The organism is Actinomycetota bacterium (genome assembly GCA_040755895.1).
Classification (GTDB): domain Bacteria; phylum Actinomycetota; class Aquicultoria; order Subteraquimicrobiales; family Subteraquimicrobiaceae; genus Subteraquimicrobium.
Genome location: JBFMAG010000120.1, coordinates 1 through 18,124 on the forward strand (window position 1 = coordinate 1; position 18,124 = coordinate 18,124).

13 protein-coding genes and 1 tRNA gene are annotated in these 18,124 nt (G+C 45.1%); 5 read left to right on the forward strand and 9 right to left on the reverse strand.

The features are described 5' to 3' along the window. Nucleotides 1-89 precede the first annotated feature (89 nt). Both AB1466_05530 and AB1466_05535 read left to right on the forward strand, forming a co-directional pair. Complete coding sequence (locus AB1466_05530; protein ID MEW6189552.1) at nt 90-3,176, forward strand: type ISP restriction/modification enzyme; 3,087 nt, start codon at nt 90-92, stop codon at nt 3,174-3,176. Between the two features lie 69 nt (nt 3,177-3,245). Beyond that, the gene (locus AB1466_05535) at nt 3,246-4,361 is read left to right on the forward strand and encodes a site-specific integrase (protein MEW6189553.1); all 1,116 of its coding nucleotides are present in this window, start codon (nt 3,246-3,248) and stop codon (nt 4,359-4,361) included. 45 nt (nt 4,362-4,406) lie between these two features. Here the strand turns inward: AB1466_05535 and AB1466_05540 are convergent. Next, nucleotides 4,407-4,483: transfer RNA gene (locus AB1466_05540), tRNA-Met, on the reverse strand. Between the two features lie 317 nt (nt 4,484-4,800). Here AB1466_05540 and AB1466_05545 point away from each other — a divergent pair. The 3 genes from AB1466_05545 (at nt 4,801) to AB1466_05555 (ending at nt 8,930) form a co-directional block, all read left to right on the forward strand. Next, nucleotides 4,801-5,958, forward strand: coding sequence for an NlpC/P60 family protein (locus tag AB1466_05545; protein ID MEW6189554.1), 1,158 nt, complete (start codon nt 4,801-4,803; stop codon nt 5,956-5,958). Between the two features lie 195 nt (nt 5,959-6,153). Next, a complete protein-coding gene (locus AB1466_05550) occupies nt 6,154-7,596 on the forward strand; it encodes a TldD/PmbA family protein (GenBank protein ID MEW6189555.1) in 1,443 nt (480 codons plus the stop codon). Next, on the forward strand, nt 7,593-8,930 hold the full coding sequence (locus AB1466_05555) for a TldD/PmbA family protein (protein MEW6189556.1): 1,338 nt from the start codon (nt 7,593-7,595) through the stop codon (nt 8,928-8,930). Before AB1466_05550 ends, AB1466_05555 begins: the two co-directional genes overlap by 4 nt. A 378-nt stretch (nt 8,931-9,308) precedes the next feature. On the opposite strand, the gene AB1466_05560 is transcribed toward AB1466_05555, so the two are convergent. From AB1466_05560 to AB1466_05595, 8 genes are all read right to left on the reverse strand, one after another. Beyond that, on the reverse strand, nt 9,309-9,938 hold the full coding sequence (locus AB1466_05560; GenBank protein MEW6189557.1) for a V-type ATP synthase subunit D: 630 nt from the start codon (nt 9,936-9,938) through the stop codon (nt 9,309-9,311). A gap of 77 nt (nt 9,939-10,015) precedes the next feature. Further along, nucleotides 10,016-11,413 (reverse strand): V-type ATP synthase subunit B, encoded by a 1,398-nt coding sequence (locus tag AB1466_05565; GenBank protein ID MEW6189558.1) that lies wholly within the window; start codon nt 11,411-11,413, stop codon nt 10,016-10,018. A gap of 1 nt (nt 11,414) precedes the next feature. Beyond that, nucleotides 11,415-13,199 (reverse strand): V-type ATP synthase subunit A, encoded by a 1,785-nt coding sequence (locus AB1466_05570; GenBank protein MEW6189559.1) that lies wholly within the window; start codon nt 13,197-13,199, stop codon nt 11,415-11,417. Nucleotides 13,200-13,296: 97 nt separating this feature from the next. After that, nucleotides 13,297-13,623 (reverse strand): V-type ATP synthase subunit F, encoded by a 327-nt coding sequence (locus AB1466_05575; GenBank protein ID MEW6189560.1) that lies wholly within the window; start codon nt 13,621-13,623, stop codon nt 13,297-13,299. Continuing rightward, on the reverse strand, nt 13,616-14,626 hold the full coding sequence (locus AB1466_05580; GenBank protein ID MEW6189561.1) for a V-type ATP synthase subunit C: 1,011 nt from the start codon (nt 14,624-14,626) through the stop codon (nt 13,616-13,618). Before AB1466_05580 ends, AB1466_05575 begins: the two co-directional genes overlap by 8 nt. Further along, a complete protein-coding gene (locus AB1466_05585) occupies nt 14,610-15,335 on the reverse strand; it encodes a V-type ATP synthase subunit E (GenBank protein ID MEW6189562.1) in 726 nt (241 codons plus the stop codon). The genes AB1466_05580 and AB1466_05585 overlap by 17 nt, the downstream gene beginning before the upstream one ends. 24 nt (nt 15,336-15,359) lie before the next feature. Continuing rightward, a complete protein-coding gene (locus tag AB1466_05590; protein MEW6189563.1) occupies nt 15,360-15,848 on the reverse strand; it encodes a V-type ATP synthase subunit K in 489 nt (162 codons plus the stop codon). Between the two features lie 68 nt (nt 15,849-15,916). Continuing rightward, complete coding sequence (locus tag AB1466_05595) at nt 15,917-18,121, reverse strand: V-type ATP synthase subunit I (protein ID MEW6189564.1); 2,205 nt, start codon at nt 18,119-18,121, stop codon at nt 15,917-15,919. Nucleotides 18,122-18,124 lie beyond the last annotated feature (3 nt).

Consider the following 18,124-nt stretch of genomic DNA (forward strand, 5'->3'; position numbering starts at 1 on the left):
AATGTTGTTATTATTATGTCACTCTTTGTTTTATGGGATAGCCGTGAGAACAAATTGGTGATATTTTGAGAGATTGAAAAGGAGTGATTGTGGAGTTGAGAAATTCAGATAAATTAAAAAGATATCTTGAGAACTACCTCAAGAAAATTCACAAGGTTTACATAGATGGAGACTTTACAGAAGAAAGTTTTTATTCTGCATTAAGCTACCTTATTGAAGAATGTTCTAAACTCTTTGGTAAACTAGCGGGCGTAACTGTTGTCCCCAGAAAAACCGAAGCAGGCATCCCCGATTTCCTTGTTAAACGCAATGGAGAAATTATAGGTTATATTGAGGCAAAAGTTCCAGATGCAAACCTGAAAGACATAGAAGATTCTAAACAATTAAAAAGATATCTTGAATCGCTTCCGAATCTGGTTTTAACCAATTTTTTGGAATTCAGGCTATACAGACAAGGTAAATTTGTAGAGCAAGTAGAAGTTGGTCGCCAATTTATTTTACAAAGATTAGAATACCCACCTGTTCCTGAGAGGATAAAACAATTCTTTGAGCTCTTAGAGAAATTTTTCTCTTTTTCCACACCATCGATAAAAACTTCATTCCATCTCTCTATCGAACTCGCAAAAAGAACCCGATTCCTTGAACATCTCTTACAAGAAGAGCTTTCAAAAGAAAACGAAGAGATAAAAAGATTTTACAAGGCTTTTCAAGAAGTATTGATAGGAACTTTAACCCCAGAGAGATTTGCCGATCTTTATGCTCAAACCATCACCTATGGATTATTCGCAGCAAGAATGCGCGTTAAAAATGGGTTCAATAAAGATAACGCCTGGAGGTTTATTCCAGGAAGTTTGCTATTACTTAGGGATATCTTCTATTCATTTACAGGACCACATTTCCCAGAATCGCTGTCCTGGATCGTTGATGACATCACCCAACTTTTAGAGAAAGCTGATGTTTCATCCATTCTTGAGGAATTTAAAACAACGCGTTGGGAAGAAGATCCCGTAATCCATTTTTACGAAACATTCCTTGCTACTTACAACCCCAAAGAAAGAGAGAGGCTTGGAGTTTATTATACACCTTTACCTGTGGTTTCTTATATCGTGAGATCAATTCATATCCTTTTAAAGGAAAGGTTTAATAAATCCGAGGGGCTCGCTAATAGAGATGTGACTCTTCTTGATCCAGCAGCTGGAACTTTGACTTTTGTAGTCCAAGCAATTAAACAGACCCGGAATGAGTTAGAAGAAAAAAGAAAAGGTGGTCTTATAAGATCCTATATTGAAGAGCACATCTTACCCCATTTTTATGCCTTTGAAATCCTTGTTGCTCCATATACAGTTGGGCATTTTAAGATCACAAGGATACTTGAGGAGATGGGCTATCAGTTTAAAGAAAACGAGCGATTCCAGTTCTACCTAACCAATACTTTAGAAATGAAGGAGCCTAAACAAATAAGCCTTCTTGTCGACCTTACCAAGGAGGGGCAAGCAGCTAAGAAGATAAAAGAGAAAATTCCTATCTTGGTTATCCTTGGAAACCCTCCGTATTCAGTAAGTTCAGAAAATAAATCTGAATTTATTGAAAAATTGATGGAGGACTATAAAGAGGATGTAAGAGATGAACGTAACATTCAGCCACTTTCTGACGATTACATTAAATTTATCCGCTTTGCCCATTGGAAAATTGACCAGGCAGGAAACGGAATTATTGGCTATATCTCCAATAACTCCTATCTTTCTGGAGTGATTCACCGAGGAATAAGACGAAAGCTCTTTGAGACGTTCGACGAGATTTACATTTTGAACCTGCACGGCTCTTCAAGAATCAGGGAAAAGACACCTGAGGGCGGAAAGGATGAAAACGTCTTTGATATACAGCAAGGTGTCACCATTGTCCTTTATGTGAAACTTGAAAAACCACTTGAACAGAAGAAGGTTTATTATGCCGACCTTTGGGGAGTGAGAAGCGAGAAATATGGATACCTTTTTGAGAACGACGTGTGCACAACCAAGTGGCAGGAACTCGAACCTGTCGCTCCCTACTACTTCTTCGTTCCCAAGGATTTCGCCTTGCAGGAGGAGTACGAGAAATTCTGGAAGGTGACGGAGATTTTTAAGGAGTGGTCGAGCGGGATAACAACGCATCGAGATCATTTCGTGGTGGGATTTACAAAAGAAGGGATACTCCAAAGGCTTAGGATATTCACGGGGAGATTACCCGATGAACTGGTTGCTCAAAGCTTGAACCTTAAGGATACAGGAACTTGGAAGTTAACTGAGGCAAGACAAAAGATTAGAGATCAAAGCCCTGAAGATAAGATTTATCCTTATGCTTACCGACCTTTCGATGTTAGATTTGTCTGCTACGAATCAACTTTAATAGATAGACCTAGATTGCCTTTTATGAAGAATTTGCTAGCAGAAAATTTAGGTTTAGCATTGGTACGAATACTCTCTAAATTGCCATTCTCTCATGCCTTCGTCTCAAAATGTTTAACGAATAGAGAGCTTGTCTCTGTTAGAACAAAAGAAAGAACTTACGTTTTCCCACTCTACCTCTACCCGGATGAACCCGAAGGGCGGCTTTTTCGTGAGGGGGCGCCTGAAGCGGAGCGCGTCCCCAACTTCACCGCTGAGTTCCTGCAAGCTGTGAAAGAATCGCTGGGCACAGAGCCGACCCCAGAGGAGCTCTTCTACTACATCTACGCTGTCCTCTACTCCCCCACCTACCGCAAACGCTACCAGGAATTTCTCAAAATAGACTTTCCCAGAGTTCCTCTCTCTGCGGATCATAAACTTTTCAAGACTCTAAGCGGTCTCGGTAAGGAACTCGCTGAGCTTCATCTACTTAAACATCCGGCTCTCCAAGAAGCTGAAGTTGGTTTTCCAGAAAGTGGCTCCAATAAAATTGAGAAGATTCACTACGATGAAAAAAGGGGAAGGGTTTACTTCAATAAAGATCAGTATTTTGAAGGCATCTCAAAAGATATCTGGGAATATCGCATTGGAGCCTATCAAGTAATGGATAAATACCTAAGAGATAGAAAAGGACGTAGACTTTCTATAGATGAAATTGAGCACTATATGAAGGTCGCAAAGGCAATAAGATTAACGATCGATTTACAACAAAAAATCGATGGTATCTTCAAGGAAATAGTTTCTTCATTATAAAGAGAAAGCTTCGCAAGAGGGATTTTAGATTTTAAATAGCCCCAAAAGGGGAAGGGGGTGAAATAAAAAATGGCAACCGGTTTCGTGACTAAGAAAGGCGAAAATTATTATATCGTGTACCCACATCCCTTAACTAAAAAGCCGAAATGGAGAGCTGCTGGGAAAAATAAAAAGAATGCAGAGAGGATGTTAGCCGAGGTAATGAACGAGATCCATAGTGGAGTTTACCGAGACCCGAAGGAGATATCATTTACTGAATTTGCCTTAAAGTTCCTAAAGGACTATGCTCAAGGACAGGTTAAACCCTCAACCCTTCAAAGCTATGAGGGATACATCAAGAACCATCTCATTCCCTATTTCGGGCAAGTAAAACTCATGCAGATTGGCGCCGATTTTGTTCAGGGTTTAGTATCCTCCAAGGTTGAAGAGAAAAAGCTTTCACCAAAGACAATCTCAAACATGGTCACCTTATTGAAGGAGATGTTCAAATATGCGGTCATTTGGGGATACTTAAAAGAAAATCCAGCGACCTACGTGAAAAAACCGAGGATAGAAAGATGTGAGATGAACTTCCTGACGCCCCAAGAGATGAGGCTCTTTTTGAACAATGTGAATCCCAAATATTATTCCCTATTCTTAACGGCTTGTCTTACGGGGTTGAGGCGTGGAGAGCTTTTGGGTTTGAAATGGGATGATATTGACTGGAATTCCCACACGATCTTCGTAAGAAGGGCTCTTTACAAGGGTAGGTTTATAACTCCCAAGTCAAAAAATTCTATTCGCAGGGTGAACATGCCACCCACACTAAGAGATGTTCTTTTTGAGCATAAAATAAATGCTCCAGCGAGCGATAGGGATTTGGTGTTTACAACGAGCAAAGGCACACCCCTGGATCCGGATGTTTTAGTAAGGCGGGAATTCCTCCCGGCCTTAAGACGGGCTGGCTTGAGGAGGATTAGATTCCACGACCTCAGACACAGCTACGCAGCAATGCTCATACACCAGGGCGAGAACATCAAATACATCCAGAACCAACTGGGGCATGCCTCAGCTCAAACCACACTCGACCGCTATGGGCATCTTCTACCCGAGGTCCACAATCACGCTTCCCTTAAATTAGAAAAGCAAATTTTTGGCAATTTCGATAGAAAAATAATAGAAATTGGCCAAAAAAGAAGCTTTTGAGATTTTGAATTTTTCAAGAACCTACAATTTTAGCTGGGGATTTAATGGTAGCGGGGGGCGGATTTGAACCGCCGTCCTTCGGGTTATGAGCCCGACGAGCTACCAGACTGCTCCACCCCGCGTCGCCAATATAAAATATAGCACAATTTTTCCGGGTTGCAAAGCGTCATGGCAGGTCGACAAATTGTTAAGATATTTTAATAGATATTTTTGAAGGAAAATGACGCTAGCTGCAGAAACTATTTTAAAAGGCTCCTGAACAGGGATTTACAATGAGGAGCCTTTTTCATACCAAAAGGGAATGAATAATTTTAGAACGATTCTTAAGACATGAGATTGGGGAACTAAAAAATTTGGCTTAGGTGTCGATTAAGAATATAACGGGCATGAATCATGAAAACATCTGCGGGACCTGTCTGCCGAAAGGCAGGTGTGAAAAATGAAAAAGAGATTCAGATTCATCGCACTTTTAATAATTCTGACGATTATCTCGTCTCCATGTAGCCAAGCCTTTGCGTATCCACAACCTCCTCAACAAGAAATGGATATCCCAGCCATTCAACGGGCAATAATGGACAAACAGTTGGAAGCGGAGCGGGTAAAGGCTGAGATAAAAGCATTGGATATAGAGCTTGAGATAGCCATCGAAGCTTACCTCGGTATTCAGCAGGAATTGGAGAAAACTCAACGGGAATTGCAAGAAGCGCGCTACAGGCTCGAACAAGCCCAACGGGAGTTTAACGCTCAAAAGGACATTTTAAACAGGCGAATCAGCAACATTTACAAGCATGGCGATCATGATGTCTTAGAGATCCTGCTAAATACGAAAAGCTTTACCGACCTTCTGGTCAGGCTCCGCTTTTTAATAATAATAGGGCAACAAGATGCGGATATCCTGGCAAAACTCCGTAGACAGAAGGAAAAAATAAGGAAAATAAAGATGGAATTGGAGGCATTAAAACAGGAAAAGTTGCAAGTTCGCCTCCAATTGGAAGCGAAGAAAACGGAGATCGAAAACAAGCTCGCCGAGCGAGAGCAATACTTGGCAAATCTCAATGCAGAAATTCAGGGATTGATTCAGGAAGAAGAGGAAAGAAAAGCCCGTGAACAAAGGGAGCTTCTACAGCGGCTCCTCCAACTGGGTGTAAATGGAGGTATAACCGTTGAACCCGGAACGGTGGTCCATACAGCCCTGAAGTATCTGGGGATTCCCTATCTTTGGGCAGGAGATAGTCCCGAAGAGGGCTTTGATTGCTCGGGTCTGGTTATGTACGTATTCGCTCAACATGGTGTCACACTTCCCCACCACAGCGCCACTCAATTCAAGATGGGAACCCCCGTGGAGATAGAGGAACTTCAACCCGGAGATGTGGTATTTTTTGGAAATCCCGTCCATCACGTGGGTATATATATCGGAGCTGGTTACTTCGTACATGCCCCAAAAACTGGAGATGTGATCAGGATAACCAGGCTGAGCGAGCGCTTAGATTATGCCGGGGCACGCAGATTCCCAGCAAAACCTATTCCGCAACCTCTCCTGGAGCAATCCATGGCACCACCCAACCAGTCCGTATCTTTACCCCAAAATAGCCCATAGCTTACCATCCTATGAGCAGTTTCAAATTTCAAAACGCGTAAATGAGCTCTCGGAAATCGTCATTGCCAATCGCCAAACACCCAAATGGATATCCCTTTTTTAATTATTCCTGTAGATGCACCAAAAGGAATCTGGATTGAAGAAGGAGATGGAAAAGAATATATTTATTCTGATAATAATCAAAGGGGAATAAGGATGAGGGATTTAATCGATTTATGTTTAAATACCGCTTCTGTGCTTGGAGCGAGCTATACTGATATACGAATCGTCCACAACGAAAGGGAATCCATCACCCATAAAAACGGCAAGGTCGAAGATATCTCCATCTCAAGTGACTCTGGCTTCGGCGTCCGCATGCTCGTGAATGGAGCATGGGGATTCGCCAGCAGTTTTAAATTAGAACATCGGGAGATAGAGGAAATAACCGCACTCGCCTTTAAAATCGCCAAGGCGAGTGCCCTGGCAAAGAAGGGAGATGTAACCCTAGCTCCGGCAAAACCCATCCAAGATAGATATAAAACCAAGGTGATTCTTGATCCCTTTAAGGTCCCTCTGGAGAAAAAACTAGATCTTTTGTCCACTGCCGAGGGTATCATGAGAAAGAATCGAGAGGTAAAAATCTCCCAAGCTTCCATGGACTCGTTCAAAAAGGAGCTGATATTCGCCAATAGTGAGGGGAGCTACATCGAACAAGAGATTACCTTCTGCGGCGCTGGAATCATGGCCATGGCCATAAGGAACGGAGATGTGCAAAAGAGGTCATATCCAAACTCCTTTAGAGGACAATTCGCTACCAAAGGTTATGAATTCATAGAGTCCCTGGGGCTTAAGGAAAATGCGGAACGAATTGCCGAAGAAGCCGTGGTCCTCCTTTCCGCGAAGGAATGCCCGAATACCACAACCACACTCATCTTAGATGGATCCCAGCTGGCCCTCCAGATTCACGAATCCATCGGTCATGCAATAGAGTTGGACAGAATCCTTGGGATGGAGGCGAGTTTCGCTGGAACGAGTTTCTTACGCCCCGAGCATCTCCACACCTACCAATATGGATCACCCTTGGTAAATATCACTGCCGATGCCTTGCTTGAAGGGGGATTGGGAACCTTCGGTTACGATGATGAGGGAGTGAAGGCTCAAAGGATTGAAATCGTCAAGGAAGGCAAACTGGATGGTTTCCTCACCTCGCGTGAGACCGCCACAATTTTAGGTCAAGAAAGCAATGGCACCATGCGAGCGGATGGATGGAACAGGATCCCCCTCATCAGGATGACCAATATCAACCTTGAACCTGGAGACAAGAGTCTTGAGGAGATCATTGCGGAAACGAAGGATGGTGTCTTCCTCCAAACCACCAAGAGTTGGAGCATCGATGACAAGAGATTAAATTTTCAGTTCGCCACGGAAATCGGTTGGGAAATCAAAAATGGCAAGCTAATGTCGATGATTAAAAATGCAAATTACACTGGAATTACACCACAATTTTGGAGCTCGTGCGATGCCATCGCCAACAAAGATCACTGGCAGGTATGGGGGACGCCCAACTGTGGTAAGGGAGAACCCATGCAGGTTATAAGCGTTGGACACGGTACATCGCCCGCAAGATTTAGAAATGTCAGGATTGGGGTGGGAAAATGATGACCCGCGATGAAGTTGCCAAAATACTCTCTCAGACATTGGCGTATTCAGAGGCTGATCAAACTGAAGTGGCTTTGGTAATTAAAGATTCGTCGCTTACAAGATTCTCCAATTCGTACATCCATCAGAATGTGGTCGAAAGGAATGTTAGGCTCACTGTGCGGGCAATAATGGGTAAGAAAATTGGCTGCGCCGATACAAACTCATTGGGTGATTCGTCCATCAAAGAAACGGTGGATTTGGCGCTGCAAATCGCCAGGCACACGCCTCCAAATCCCGACTTTGTCTCTCTACCTGAGAAGGTCAGAGTGCCCAGGGGCACATCCTTTGTTGAGGATACTGCAAGAGTGGACCCTGAACAGCGAGCTCAGACTATATCGGTGATCATCTCCAAAGCCTCAAAAAATAATTTGATTGCGGCGGGTGCCTTCAGTACCGGAACGATCGCGATTGGAGTGGCCAATTCTCTAGGAGTCGAAGCCATAGACCATTTAAGCGAGGCTTCTTTGAGCGTGGTCGTGATGTCCGAAAATAGTTCGGGGTATGCTGATTTCTTGAGCAAAGATGTGAAAGAGATAAACCCTGAAGTGATGGCGGATATCGCCATTGAGAAGGCATTGAGAGGCAAGAATCCCATATCCATCGAGCGGGGAACCTACAGCGTAATTTTGGAGCAATCCGCCGTTGCCAATCTCCTGGGCTACTTAAGCTTCTGTGGATTGGGGGCTCTCTCGGTACAGGAGGGAAGGAGTTTTATGTGCCAAAAATTTGGTCAAAGAATCACGGGGGAAAGCATCACCCTGTGGGATGATGCTTTGGATGAGAGAACCCTGGGACTTCCCTTTGACTTGGAGGGGGTACCGAAACAAAAGGTCATGCTCATAGAAGATGGGATAGCCAAAAATGTGGTCTATGATTCGTACACCGCGCACAAGGAAGGCAAAAAATCCACGGGACATGCCCTCCCCCTTCCCAATATCCACGGACCACTACCCTCAAATCTATTCCTTAAAGCGGGGCATTCCTCCTTACAGGAGATGATCTCCTCCACGGAAAGGGGAATTCTGATCACGAGATTCCATTATCTAAATGTCGAAGATCCGGTGAAAACCATCCTCACGGGGATGACCAGAGATGGTACCTTCCTCATCGAAAAGGGCGAGATAAAAAGGGGAATTAAAAATTTGCGATTCACTCAAAGCATTTTGGAAGCGCTATCAAATGTGGAAATGATCTCCAAAGACTTCAAATTAAAGGGAGATTCCTTCATCCTTTGCTGCGTGCCCACTCTAAAACTGAGCGAATTTAATTTTACCGGAATCACCGAATCATAAAATTTTCCCAAATTTAAAGGTAAAAGGTATAAGATACTGCTAAATTATCGATCCAGCTCGTTAGTTGATGATCCACTTATGGCGGAAAAAATAAGTGCGGTTCCTTCGGCCCTGCGAGGCAAGTTTTTGTAGACAATCTTCACAAATTACCCAGATCTCATCGCCATTCCGGGCCCATAAATCTATCCCCGATAAATATTTCAATTGTTTCCCACAATATTTACATCTGGCAAGCTTCATTTTTCTTCCCTTCAGGAGGCAAAAAGACTATTTTTAAATATATCGGTTAAAAAAAGAAAAATATTTAATCTGGAATCGAATTTGAGGGAACTGAGGAGATGAGGGCTCTGGAGCTCAGCTTCTGAACTCCTGAGCTGATTAAATGGCGGCTTCGCTGACCATCTCTTTTATCACCATGAGCTGGGTGCGATAGGAGCGCTCCATCTCATCCAGCTTCATGGTCACGTAACGAACGGCTTCTTCCAACTGCGGGATGAGGACGTGTTCCAAAGCGTTGACGCGGCGACGAGTCTTTTCTATCTCTAAAGCCAAGAGCTCTACAGCTTTTTCGACCTCTGCCAATTGGATCATCAACGGTAGGACTTTATTGAAGGTTTGTAGAGCATCATCCAAAATCGCTGGAGTAGTACTCAAACCATAGCAGTCGAAGGTTCCCTTCTGCTGCAATCCAATTTGTGGCACAGCCACTCCCATCAAGGTCTTCTGTAAGACATCAACGGAGACTTCAGCATGGGGATAAAGTAGAGCTTCTTCTATGACTTCAATGGCGACTTCGGATCGGGCAAGGGCAAATAATAAATAAGCCTGGGTCAGTTTCTCTTCCACTTCCTGTCGAAGGATACGATTTCTGCGAATGAGGATAAAGAACTGCTTCATCAGCTCATCTAACTTATCCTTAAGGAGCTTATGTCCTCGCTTTGCGATCTCCGTTCGCTTCTTCAACTTCAATAATTCCATTCGATTGGGATTGACTTTAATCGCCACTATTGTTCACCTTCGGCTCTAAGCTGTAAGAATTAAGCCAACATTAGCCAACCCTTTCCTTAATCCTTAATCGTGTATCTTTAGCTGCTGGCTGCCTCTTTAACAAGGTACTTGCTCATGTATTTCTCAACGTACTCACCACGCACTCTCTTGAGCTCTGCTCTGGGTAGGACGGAAATCAGCTCCCAGCCGAGATCCAAGGTTTCTTCGATGGATCTCTCTTCGTATTCTCCCTGGCGTACGAACCGATCTTCAAAGGCATCGGAAAAATCGGCGAATTGTTTATCCGCCTCAGATAAGGCGGCTTCTCCCAGAATGACGGCAAGTTCTTTGGCCTCCCTTCCTCGAGCATACGCGGCAAATAACTGATTGGAAATGTCGGAGTGGTCCTCTCTAGTTTTTTCTGGACCGATTCCCCTTTCCTTCAACCTCGATAGAGAGGGTAATACATCGATGGGGGGATAAATGCCCTTACGGTGAAGATCTCGGCTCAGCATGATCTGCCCTTCCGTAATGTAACCAGTTAAGTCGGGGATGGGATGGGTCTTGTCATCCTCGGGCATGGTGAGTATGGGAATCTGGGTGATGGAACCCTTCTTCCCCTTGATGCGACCGGCTCGCTCATACATCGTCGCCAGGTCAGTGTAAAGATAACCTGGATAACCCCTTCTTCCGGGAACTTCTTTTCTGGCAGCGGAAACCTCCCGAAGAGCCTCGCAATAGTAGGTCATATCGATCAGTATCACCAGGACGTGCATGTCCAAATCGAAGGCGAGATACTCCGCCGCCGTCAAAGCAACCCTGGGGGTGGCAATTCGCTCCACCGCTGGATCGTCGGCAAGATTGATGAAAAGCACCGCTCTCTCAATTGCTGCGGTCCTTCGGAACTCAGTGATGAAGTAATTTGCTTCTTCAAAGGTGATGCCCATGGCGGCAAAAACCACAGCAAATTCCTCTTCCTTTCCCAAAACTTTACTTTGACGAGCTATCTGAGCCGCAATTTGTGAATGAGGAAGTCCAGCACCGGAGAAAACGGGAAGCTTTTGACCCCTAACCAGAGGGTTCAATCCATCGATGGCTGAAATCCCAGTTTGAATGAAGTCGGTGGGATAATCCCTGGCATATGGGTTTATGGGGCTACCGTGAATATCCATTCTCTTTTCGGGAATGATCTTGGGACCTCCATCGATGGGTCTTCCCAAGCCGTCAAAGATTCTCCCCAGAATATCTCGGGAGACGGCAAAATCCAATCCCCTCCCCAAAAACTTCACCCTGGTCTGGGTGATGTTTAATCCCTGGGTACTTTCAAAGACCTGGACCAAAGCCGTTTCTTTGGAAACTTCCAACACATTTCCCAACCCCACGAATCCATCGGGGAATTCCAGCTCCACAAGTTCCCCATACTTCACATCCGTCACTTTCTCCACCAAGAGAAGGGGTCCCACAACATCGCGAATTGTCAGATACTCTTTGGGCATATCAACTCCCCCCTCCACGAGCCATCTCACCTATAGGAGTGGGGGTCTTGAGCTCGGAAATTACCTCTTTCTCAAGCTCACCGAAGGTCTCCAACTCCCCCTCCGGAACATATTTAGCCTTGGCAATTTTCTCTCTAATGGGAGTGTTTAAGATATCCTGCAGGGGTTTGCCATCCTCCAGAGCCTGCAAGGCTTGATGATGGAAGGTCATGATCAACTTGAGCATCAGGTACTGCTTCTTAAGGGAAGTGAAGGTATCATCCATATGATACGCATTTTGCTGCAGAAAATCCTCCCTAATGGACTTGGCCGTTTCCATGACCACCCGCTCATGGGTGGATAAGGCCTCGATTCCAACGAGCCTTACTATCTCCTTCAGTTCGGATTCCCTCTGTAAAATTCTCATGGCCTCGTCATGTAAATCCCTAAAGTCTGGTGATATCTCCTCCGACCAATGTTCCTTTATCTTATCCAGATAGAGAGAATAACTGATGAGCCAGTCGATTGCCGGGAAATGCCTCTGGTAAGCGAGCCAGTCCACCAATCCCCAGAAGACTTTGACGACGCGCAGGGTATTTTGAACCACGGGCTCGGAAAGATCGCCACCGGGTGGAGAAACGGAGCCTATTACGGTGATGGAGCCCTCACGATTTTTGCTTCCCAGACAGACTACTCTCCCTGCCCTCTCATAGAAAGCCGCGAGCCTCGTACCCAGATAAGCTGGGAAACCCTCCTCTCCGGGCATCTCCTCGAGCCTCCCCGATATTTCCCTCAAGGCTTCCGCCCATCTCGAGGTGGAATCGGCCTGAAGAGCGACGTTGTATCCCATATCCCTAAAGTATTCGGCAATGGTAATTCCGGTATAAACGGATGCCTCCCTGGCAGCTACGGGCATATTTGAGGTGTTGGCGATCAAAACCGTTCGCTTCATGAGGGGCTGTCCGGTATACGGATCGATGAGCTCGGGAAAATCTATCAAGACCTCGGTCATCTCATTCCCTCGTTCACCGCAGCCGATGAATAGGATTATTTCTGCATCCGCCCATCTGGAAAATTGATGTTGAATTACAGTTTTCCCGCTTCCGAAGGGTCCGGGGACACAAGCTGTTCCGCCTTTAGCCACGGGGAAAAAGGCATCCACCACCCGTTGTCCCGTGACCAATGGTATAGCAGGGGGTAGCTTCTCCTTATAGGGACGGGGTCTTCTCACGGGCCATCTCTGGAGCATTCTGATGGGATGCTCTTTGCCATCCTCGGATACCACGATGGCTACGGTATCCTCAACGGTAAACTCACCCGAGTATATCTCCTTGACCGCGCCTTCTATCCCCGGGGGGACCATGATGCGGTGTTCGATTATGGGAGTTTCCTGTACCACGCCTATGATATCACCGGGAGAGACCTTATCGCCGGAGGAAACCTTGGGTACAAAGGTCCATTTCTTTGTCCTATCCAAACCCGGCTCCTCCACACCGCGAACCACGAAATCACCAATTTTGCTTCGGATGATATCCAGGGGGCGTTGCACTCCATCGTAAATGGATTGAAGAAGCCCTGGTCCAAGCTCCACACTTAGGGGCTCGCCGGTGTCATAAACGGGGTCTCCGGGACCCAATCCCACGGTCTCCTCGTAAACCTGGATGGATGCAGTATCTCCCCTGAGTTCGATGATCTCTCCCATGAGCCTCTGATGGCCCACTTTAACCAGGTCATACATCTTTGCACCCTCAAGGCCCTCGGCCACTACGAGGGGACCTGATACCTTTATGATCCTGCCTTGCCTCATTACTCATCCTCCTCGCCTTGTGCCTCATCCTAGCTCCAGTTCCTATTCTTCACCATTTTTTACCGTGGAACAAGGAGCAAAAGCACAGAGGCACAAATTATTCTTCCTCTTCTTTGGCCAGAATATCGACGCCAACCGCCTTTTCCACTATTCTTCTTAAGCGTTGCAAACCCAGACCGACGCCCCCAGTGGTTGGCGGTATCACCACCATCGCTGGTTTGAGCTTTTCCGCAACCTCCGCGAACAAATCCTTTATCTCCAGATATATGGGCTCTGTGACGATGACCACACCATAATCCAGATCTTTAATCCGGGGCCAAATATCCCTTGCTTCCTTTGTATTCACAACGGGATAGGCATCCATCCCCAAAGCCGTGAATCCCAAAACGGATGTTTTGTCTCCAATTATGGCGACCTTAGACATATAGATCTCGAATCCTTTCCCTTATTTTATCCTTGGGCACATTATTTAGCCTTCCGGTGAGGATTATCCTCACCATATTTACCTCACTCTCCTTGGCTAAGATGTAACCTACCATTGGCTCCAAACCCACAGGGACATATTTCGCCTTCTTGGCGTGATTCAAAACGAAATTATCGGCCAATTTATCAAAAATGGATAAATCGATCCTCTTTTCCTCTTTAAAGATAGTTTTAAGAAGATACGCGTAGGGAGTATTCTTCAACCGCTCTAGTAAACTATCCAAGGGTTCCTCATAAAGGGCGATGAATATTTCCTTGTCGATTGAACCATTATCGAACAAAGCTTGGAAAATAAAATCCTTCTTCCTCCCCAGGTTTTTGGCTCTTAAGAAAGTTTTGATATTTCCCAGGTCTATAAATATTTTAACCAAATCCTGAAGAAAATCATTTCTTTGCGAGACCGCCAATCCATATAACAGTTTATAAAGCTCTCCATCCAAAACGATGTCGATTTGCTGAGCATCCCTTTCCTTTTCGAACCGATGCATGGCCTCTTTTACGCCTTGGCGATAAACCTCAGGTAATTCATCCACAATTCCCTGCTCGATTGAATCCCTGGCTTTCTGCACATCCAAGAGTCCCAGATAAGACCAGATATGCTCTCCGGTCTCCTGCTTATACTTGGTCTTAAGGAGGACTTTTAAATTGTGAAAATCGTATCTCAGCCGAAAGAATGAGATTATATTGCGCTCGCGAGTTAACTCATCCAAAAAATCGTAGACTCTGGCCAAATACTTGTGGAGGGCCTCTTCGATATCGTCAATCGTCCGTACGTTCTCAAAGAATTCCCCATAATCGGTCTCCGCCAATATCCGCAACTGGTCGGAGAAATCATCCGCCTCCACCAACCTCTCCATCCTATGGCGAGTGAATAGTTTATTCTCAAGTACCTTTATCCTCCCAGTGGCGACACCATATTTTATTGGATCAATAAAAATCTGCAACCTTGTCATTCTCTTCTTTTAAACTGGTTAGTGGCGTTGTTTGGTGATTAGTGATTCGCTTTCCTTCGTCCTTCGCCCCTCGTCCTTCGTCCTTCAACCTTGAACTTTCAACCTCTCCAAAGAGTGTTTTTAATACTTGGGGCTCTATTTCCTCTCTCAGTGTTTCGAGCAGTGCAGGGAAAGAGTTATTCGCCTCGATTTTATCCGACCTAAGGATAAAACCACCTCTTATATCCCTCGTTTCCTCGGCTAATTTTAAGTTGCCCTTCTTGCCTTGTTTAACTAAGATAGAATTTACCTCTTCCACAAAATTGTTGGTGATTCGCTCCCTATCGCGGGGTGAGAGGATGATTTCCTCCTTTCCCGTTGTCGCTGCATTTACTATCATCTTTTTCAACAGCTCTTGATATTCCTTGGATCGGAGAGATAAGAGTTTGTCCAAAGCTCCTTTAAAGGCGGCTCCCACAGCATCTTGTTTTTGAGAGAGGATGGAATTGCGAGCTTCCAGCCGAGCCAGAGATAATATCCTTTTCTTCTCCCCCTCAGCCTGAGCTTGAGCAGTGGCAAGAATTTTAGATTTTATGGATTCTGCTTCCTTCCCCGCCGACTCCAGGATCTCATCCGCCTTCGCCTTCGCCTCATCCCTTATGTAGCTGGCGTCTTTTTCAGCATCGCTTTTGATTCGCTCGAGTATTTTCTCTATAGGCATTTGGAAACCACCAATTCCTTTAGATTACATACCAGCTTTTATGGAGAGTAAGAGAATGATTGAGACTATCAACGATAGTGCAGCGTAAGTTTCCACCAAGGCAGGGAGAATCAACGCTTTACCAGCTTCCTCTGTTCTTTTAGCAACCATGCCCGCGGCACCCACCGAGGTCAATCCCTGATAAATCGCCGAAACCAGACACGCGAAACAGACTGGCATACATGCGAGGAAAATTTGAAATCCCTGAGGGGATGTTAATTTACCACCCTCTCCACCAATGAGTCCAAAGAAGAAGACGACCAAAACGGCGGTGATGAAACCGTAAATTCCCTGGGTTCCAGGTATGGCACAAAGGGGAAGAAGCCCTCCAAATTTTTCAGGGTCTTCCACAAGTATTCCAGCTGCGACATTTGCTATGTAGGTGATGCCGATTGAGGAACCGATTCCTCCCCCAATTGCCGCGGCTGCTGCCCCTGCAAGAGCCCAATGAAATCCAGATAATCCCAAAATCATACCTTCTGCCCCCTTTCGCTTTTTAAAGAATAAACATACCCTCCTTCATTTTATAAAATTCTCAAAATTTAATCGTACTTGAGGATCAAATGCCTGGTTTGGAGCTTAAAGGGCTCGAATCTGCGACCTCCGTCGAAGTAAAAATACTTGAAGAATTCCACATACTGAAGCCTGAGTGGATGCACGAAGGCGCCAAGGAGATTTATCACAAAATTGAAGATATGCCCAACGGTCAAGAGCAGAACCATTAGGATGATCCCCAAGAAAGGTATTCCCAACAACATCCTCCCGAGCATATTGATGACCCAACCAATTAAAATCGTCGCCAGACCTAAAGCCATGAGACGAGCATAAGAAAGAAAATCCGTTATAAATCCGGACATTCCGTAAAGATTATATAGTCCACTTGCAAATCGCACTAATGCACTTCTTGAAGATTTACTGAAAAGCCCGACTAATATGGCAAAGCCGATTAATTTGAAAAAGACACCCGATGAAGTGTGGCCCGAAAGGAGCGTTAAAACCCAACCACAAATGGAAACCAGGAAAAAGATGGAAAATACCATTCCCCAAAAACCTCGCAGGGCTTTGCCCAACTTTTCACCCTTTATGCCCTCACACATCTCACGCCATAAGGAGCAACAATTGCTTAAATATCTGCCTTGAAGGAAGATAACGAACAAGATTCCTAAACCCACCGCCCACGTAGCTTTTGGATAAAGATATTTGAACACGGGTGATGGGGTCTTGGACATTTTCTCTCCTAGCCAACAACCCAGCCATAAGAGTACGGCGGGTAGAAACAGAAAGGTGGGAATCTGATCGAAGACGACATCTGTTATCCTTTGATTTTTAAGATTGTTGACGGCTTGGAGGGTTACTCCGAAACAGACGTGAATAATGCCCAAAGCGATGGAGAGAAACAAGAACAACTGAGCATCATCGACCGGATCGATGAGGACTAATCTTTTCAAGAAAGAAGGCAAGGAAGCAACATCTATACAAAAGTAACTGCCCGTTGGTACCCCGACGATCATGGAGGCTATCCCACCATAGGCGAGTAGGTGAAAGAACCTCTTGACGTTTTCACTGACCTCCAATTTCTTGCTCATCCACCAACATGCAAGCGCTAACATCAAGCCATATCCCACGTCGCCCAGGCAAATCCCAAAGAAAAGGAAGAAGAACGGAGCAAGATAAGGAGTGGGGTCAACCTCATTGTAATCGGGGAGCCCATAAAGTCTGGTGAGAACCTCAAAGGGTCGGAAGATTGGTTTATTTTTTAAAACTATGGGTGGCTGCTCGCCCTCCATAGGATCGGTGAAGGTTACCTCTATTTCCTCGGATATTTGATTTATTTTCTCCTGAAATTCGGGTAAGCGTTCTGCTTCTACCCATCCCTCGATCATGAAAGCTTCCCTGGTATTGGCAAAATTCGCCTGAATTTCGGCTTTTCTCCGCTTATTTTCCAAAAAGTCATGGAGGACCCAAAGATCGGATTTTAAATATAGCAAATCCCTTATTTTTTTGATGATGCCTTCCTTCTCCCTTTCCAACTGGCTGCATTCTTTCTCAATTCTTTCGATTTCCTCCCGAGGACTCTTTACCAAAGCGGGGAAAAAGACCTGACGAAAACCATGTTTCTGAAGGATGCCATAGACCTGATCGGAGTGCCTCTTCAAGAAGATGAGAAGAAAGTTTGAATCCTTAAAATCCTGGCTAACCAGGGTTAAATCGCTTTCTGCGACATTTTCCTCCAACTCCTTCTGCAAATCAGCATATTCCGGTGTGGGAACCTGTCCAATGAGGACCACAGTTTGTGCAGTCTCCCCGAGATCGCTCAAGTTAAGATCGAGAGGCAACCAGGGCAGAAGGTCCTCCCTCAAGGTTTTGAGACGGGTTATCTCATTGCGAATATGGGCGAGCTGATTGTCCAAATTTTCACATTCTTCATAAATATTATTAAACTCGATTTTATCCTCGATCTCGTTGAAACTGGTCCAGGCGACTTTGACCTTCTCCTTGATTAAACCGGATAAAAATCCCCCTTTTCTTTCCTCAAAATCCGCCAAAAAATCGAGGACAAATTGCACCTTGGAGAGGAGGAGTTCCAGATGTCCCAAATCTGGCTGATAATCGACTAGGAGAGGTTCCCAATCGGTTTCTGCAATCTCCTCCCTTAAATTCATGATGTGTAGCAAGCCCTGCTCGTTTAAAGTATCAACGAGCACTTGTCTTAAGGAATTATGGGCAACGAGATAAACTTTTTTCATCTT

Excerpts from the sequence above, each read along its gene's own strand:
- AB1466_05590 (MEW6189563.1), bottom strand. The coding sequence starts at position 15,848 with ATGATTTTGGGATTATCTGGATTTCATTGGGCTCTTGCAGGGGCAGCA.
- AB1466_05595 (MEW6189564.1), bottom strand. The coding sequence starts at position 18,121 with ATGAAAAAAGTTTATCTCGTTGCCCATAATTCCTTAAGACAAGTGCTC.
- AB1466_05555 (MEW6189556.1), top strand. The coding sequence starts at position 7,593 with ATGATGACCCGCGATGAAGTTGCCAAAATACTCTCTCAGACATTGGCG.
- AB1466_05575 (MEW6189560.1), bottom strand. The coding sequence starts at position 13,623 with ATGTCTAAGGTCGCCATAATTGGAGACAAAACATCCGTTTTGGGATTC.
- AB1466_05565 (MEW6189558.1), bottom strand. The coding sequence starts at position 11,413 with ATGCCCAAAGAGTATCTGACAATTCGCGATGTTGTGGGACCCCTTCTC.
- AB1466_05545 (MEW6189554.1), top strand. The coding sequence starts at position 4,801 with ATGAAAAAGAGATTCAGATTCATCGCACTTTTAATAATTCTGACGATT.
- AB1466_05535 (MEW6189553.1), top strand. The coding sequence starts at position 3,246 with ATGGCAACCGGTTTCGTGACTAAGAAAGGCGAAAATTATTATATCGTG.
- AB1466_05570 (MEW6189559.1), bottom strand. The coding sequence starts at position 13,199 with ATGAGGCAAGGCAGGATCATAAAGGTATCAGGTCCCCTCGTAGTGGCC.
- AB1466_05585 (MEW6189562.1), bottom strand. The coding sequence starts at position 15,335 with ATGCCTATAGAGAAAATACTCGAGCGAATCAAAAGCGATGCTGAAAAA.
- AB1466_05550 (MEW6189555.1), top strand. The coding sequence starts at position 6,154 with ATGAGGGATTTAATCGATTTATGTTTAAATACCGCTTCTGTGCTTGGA.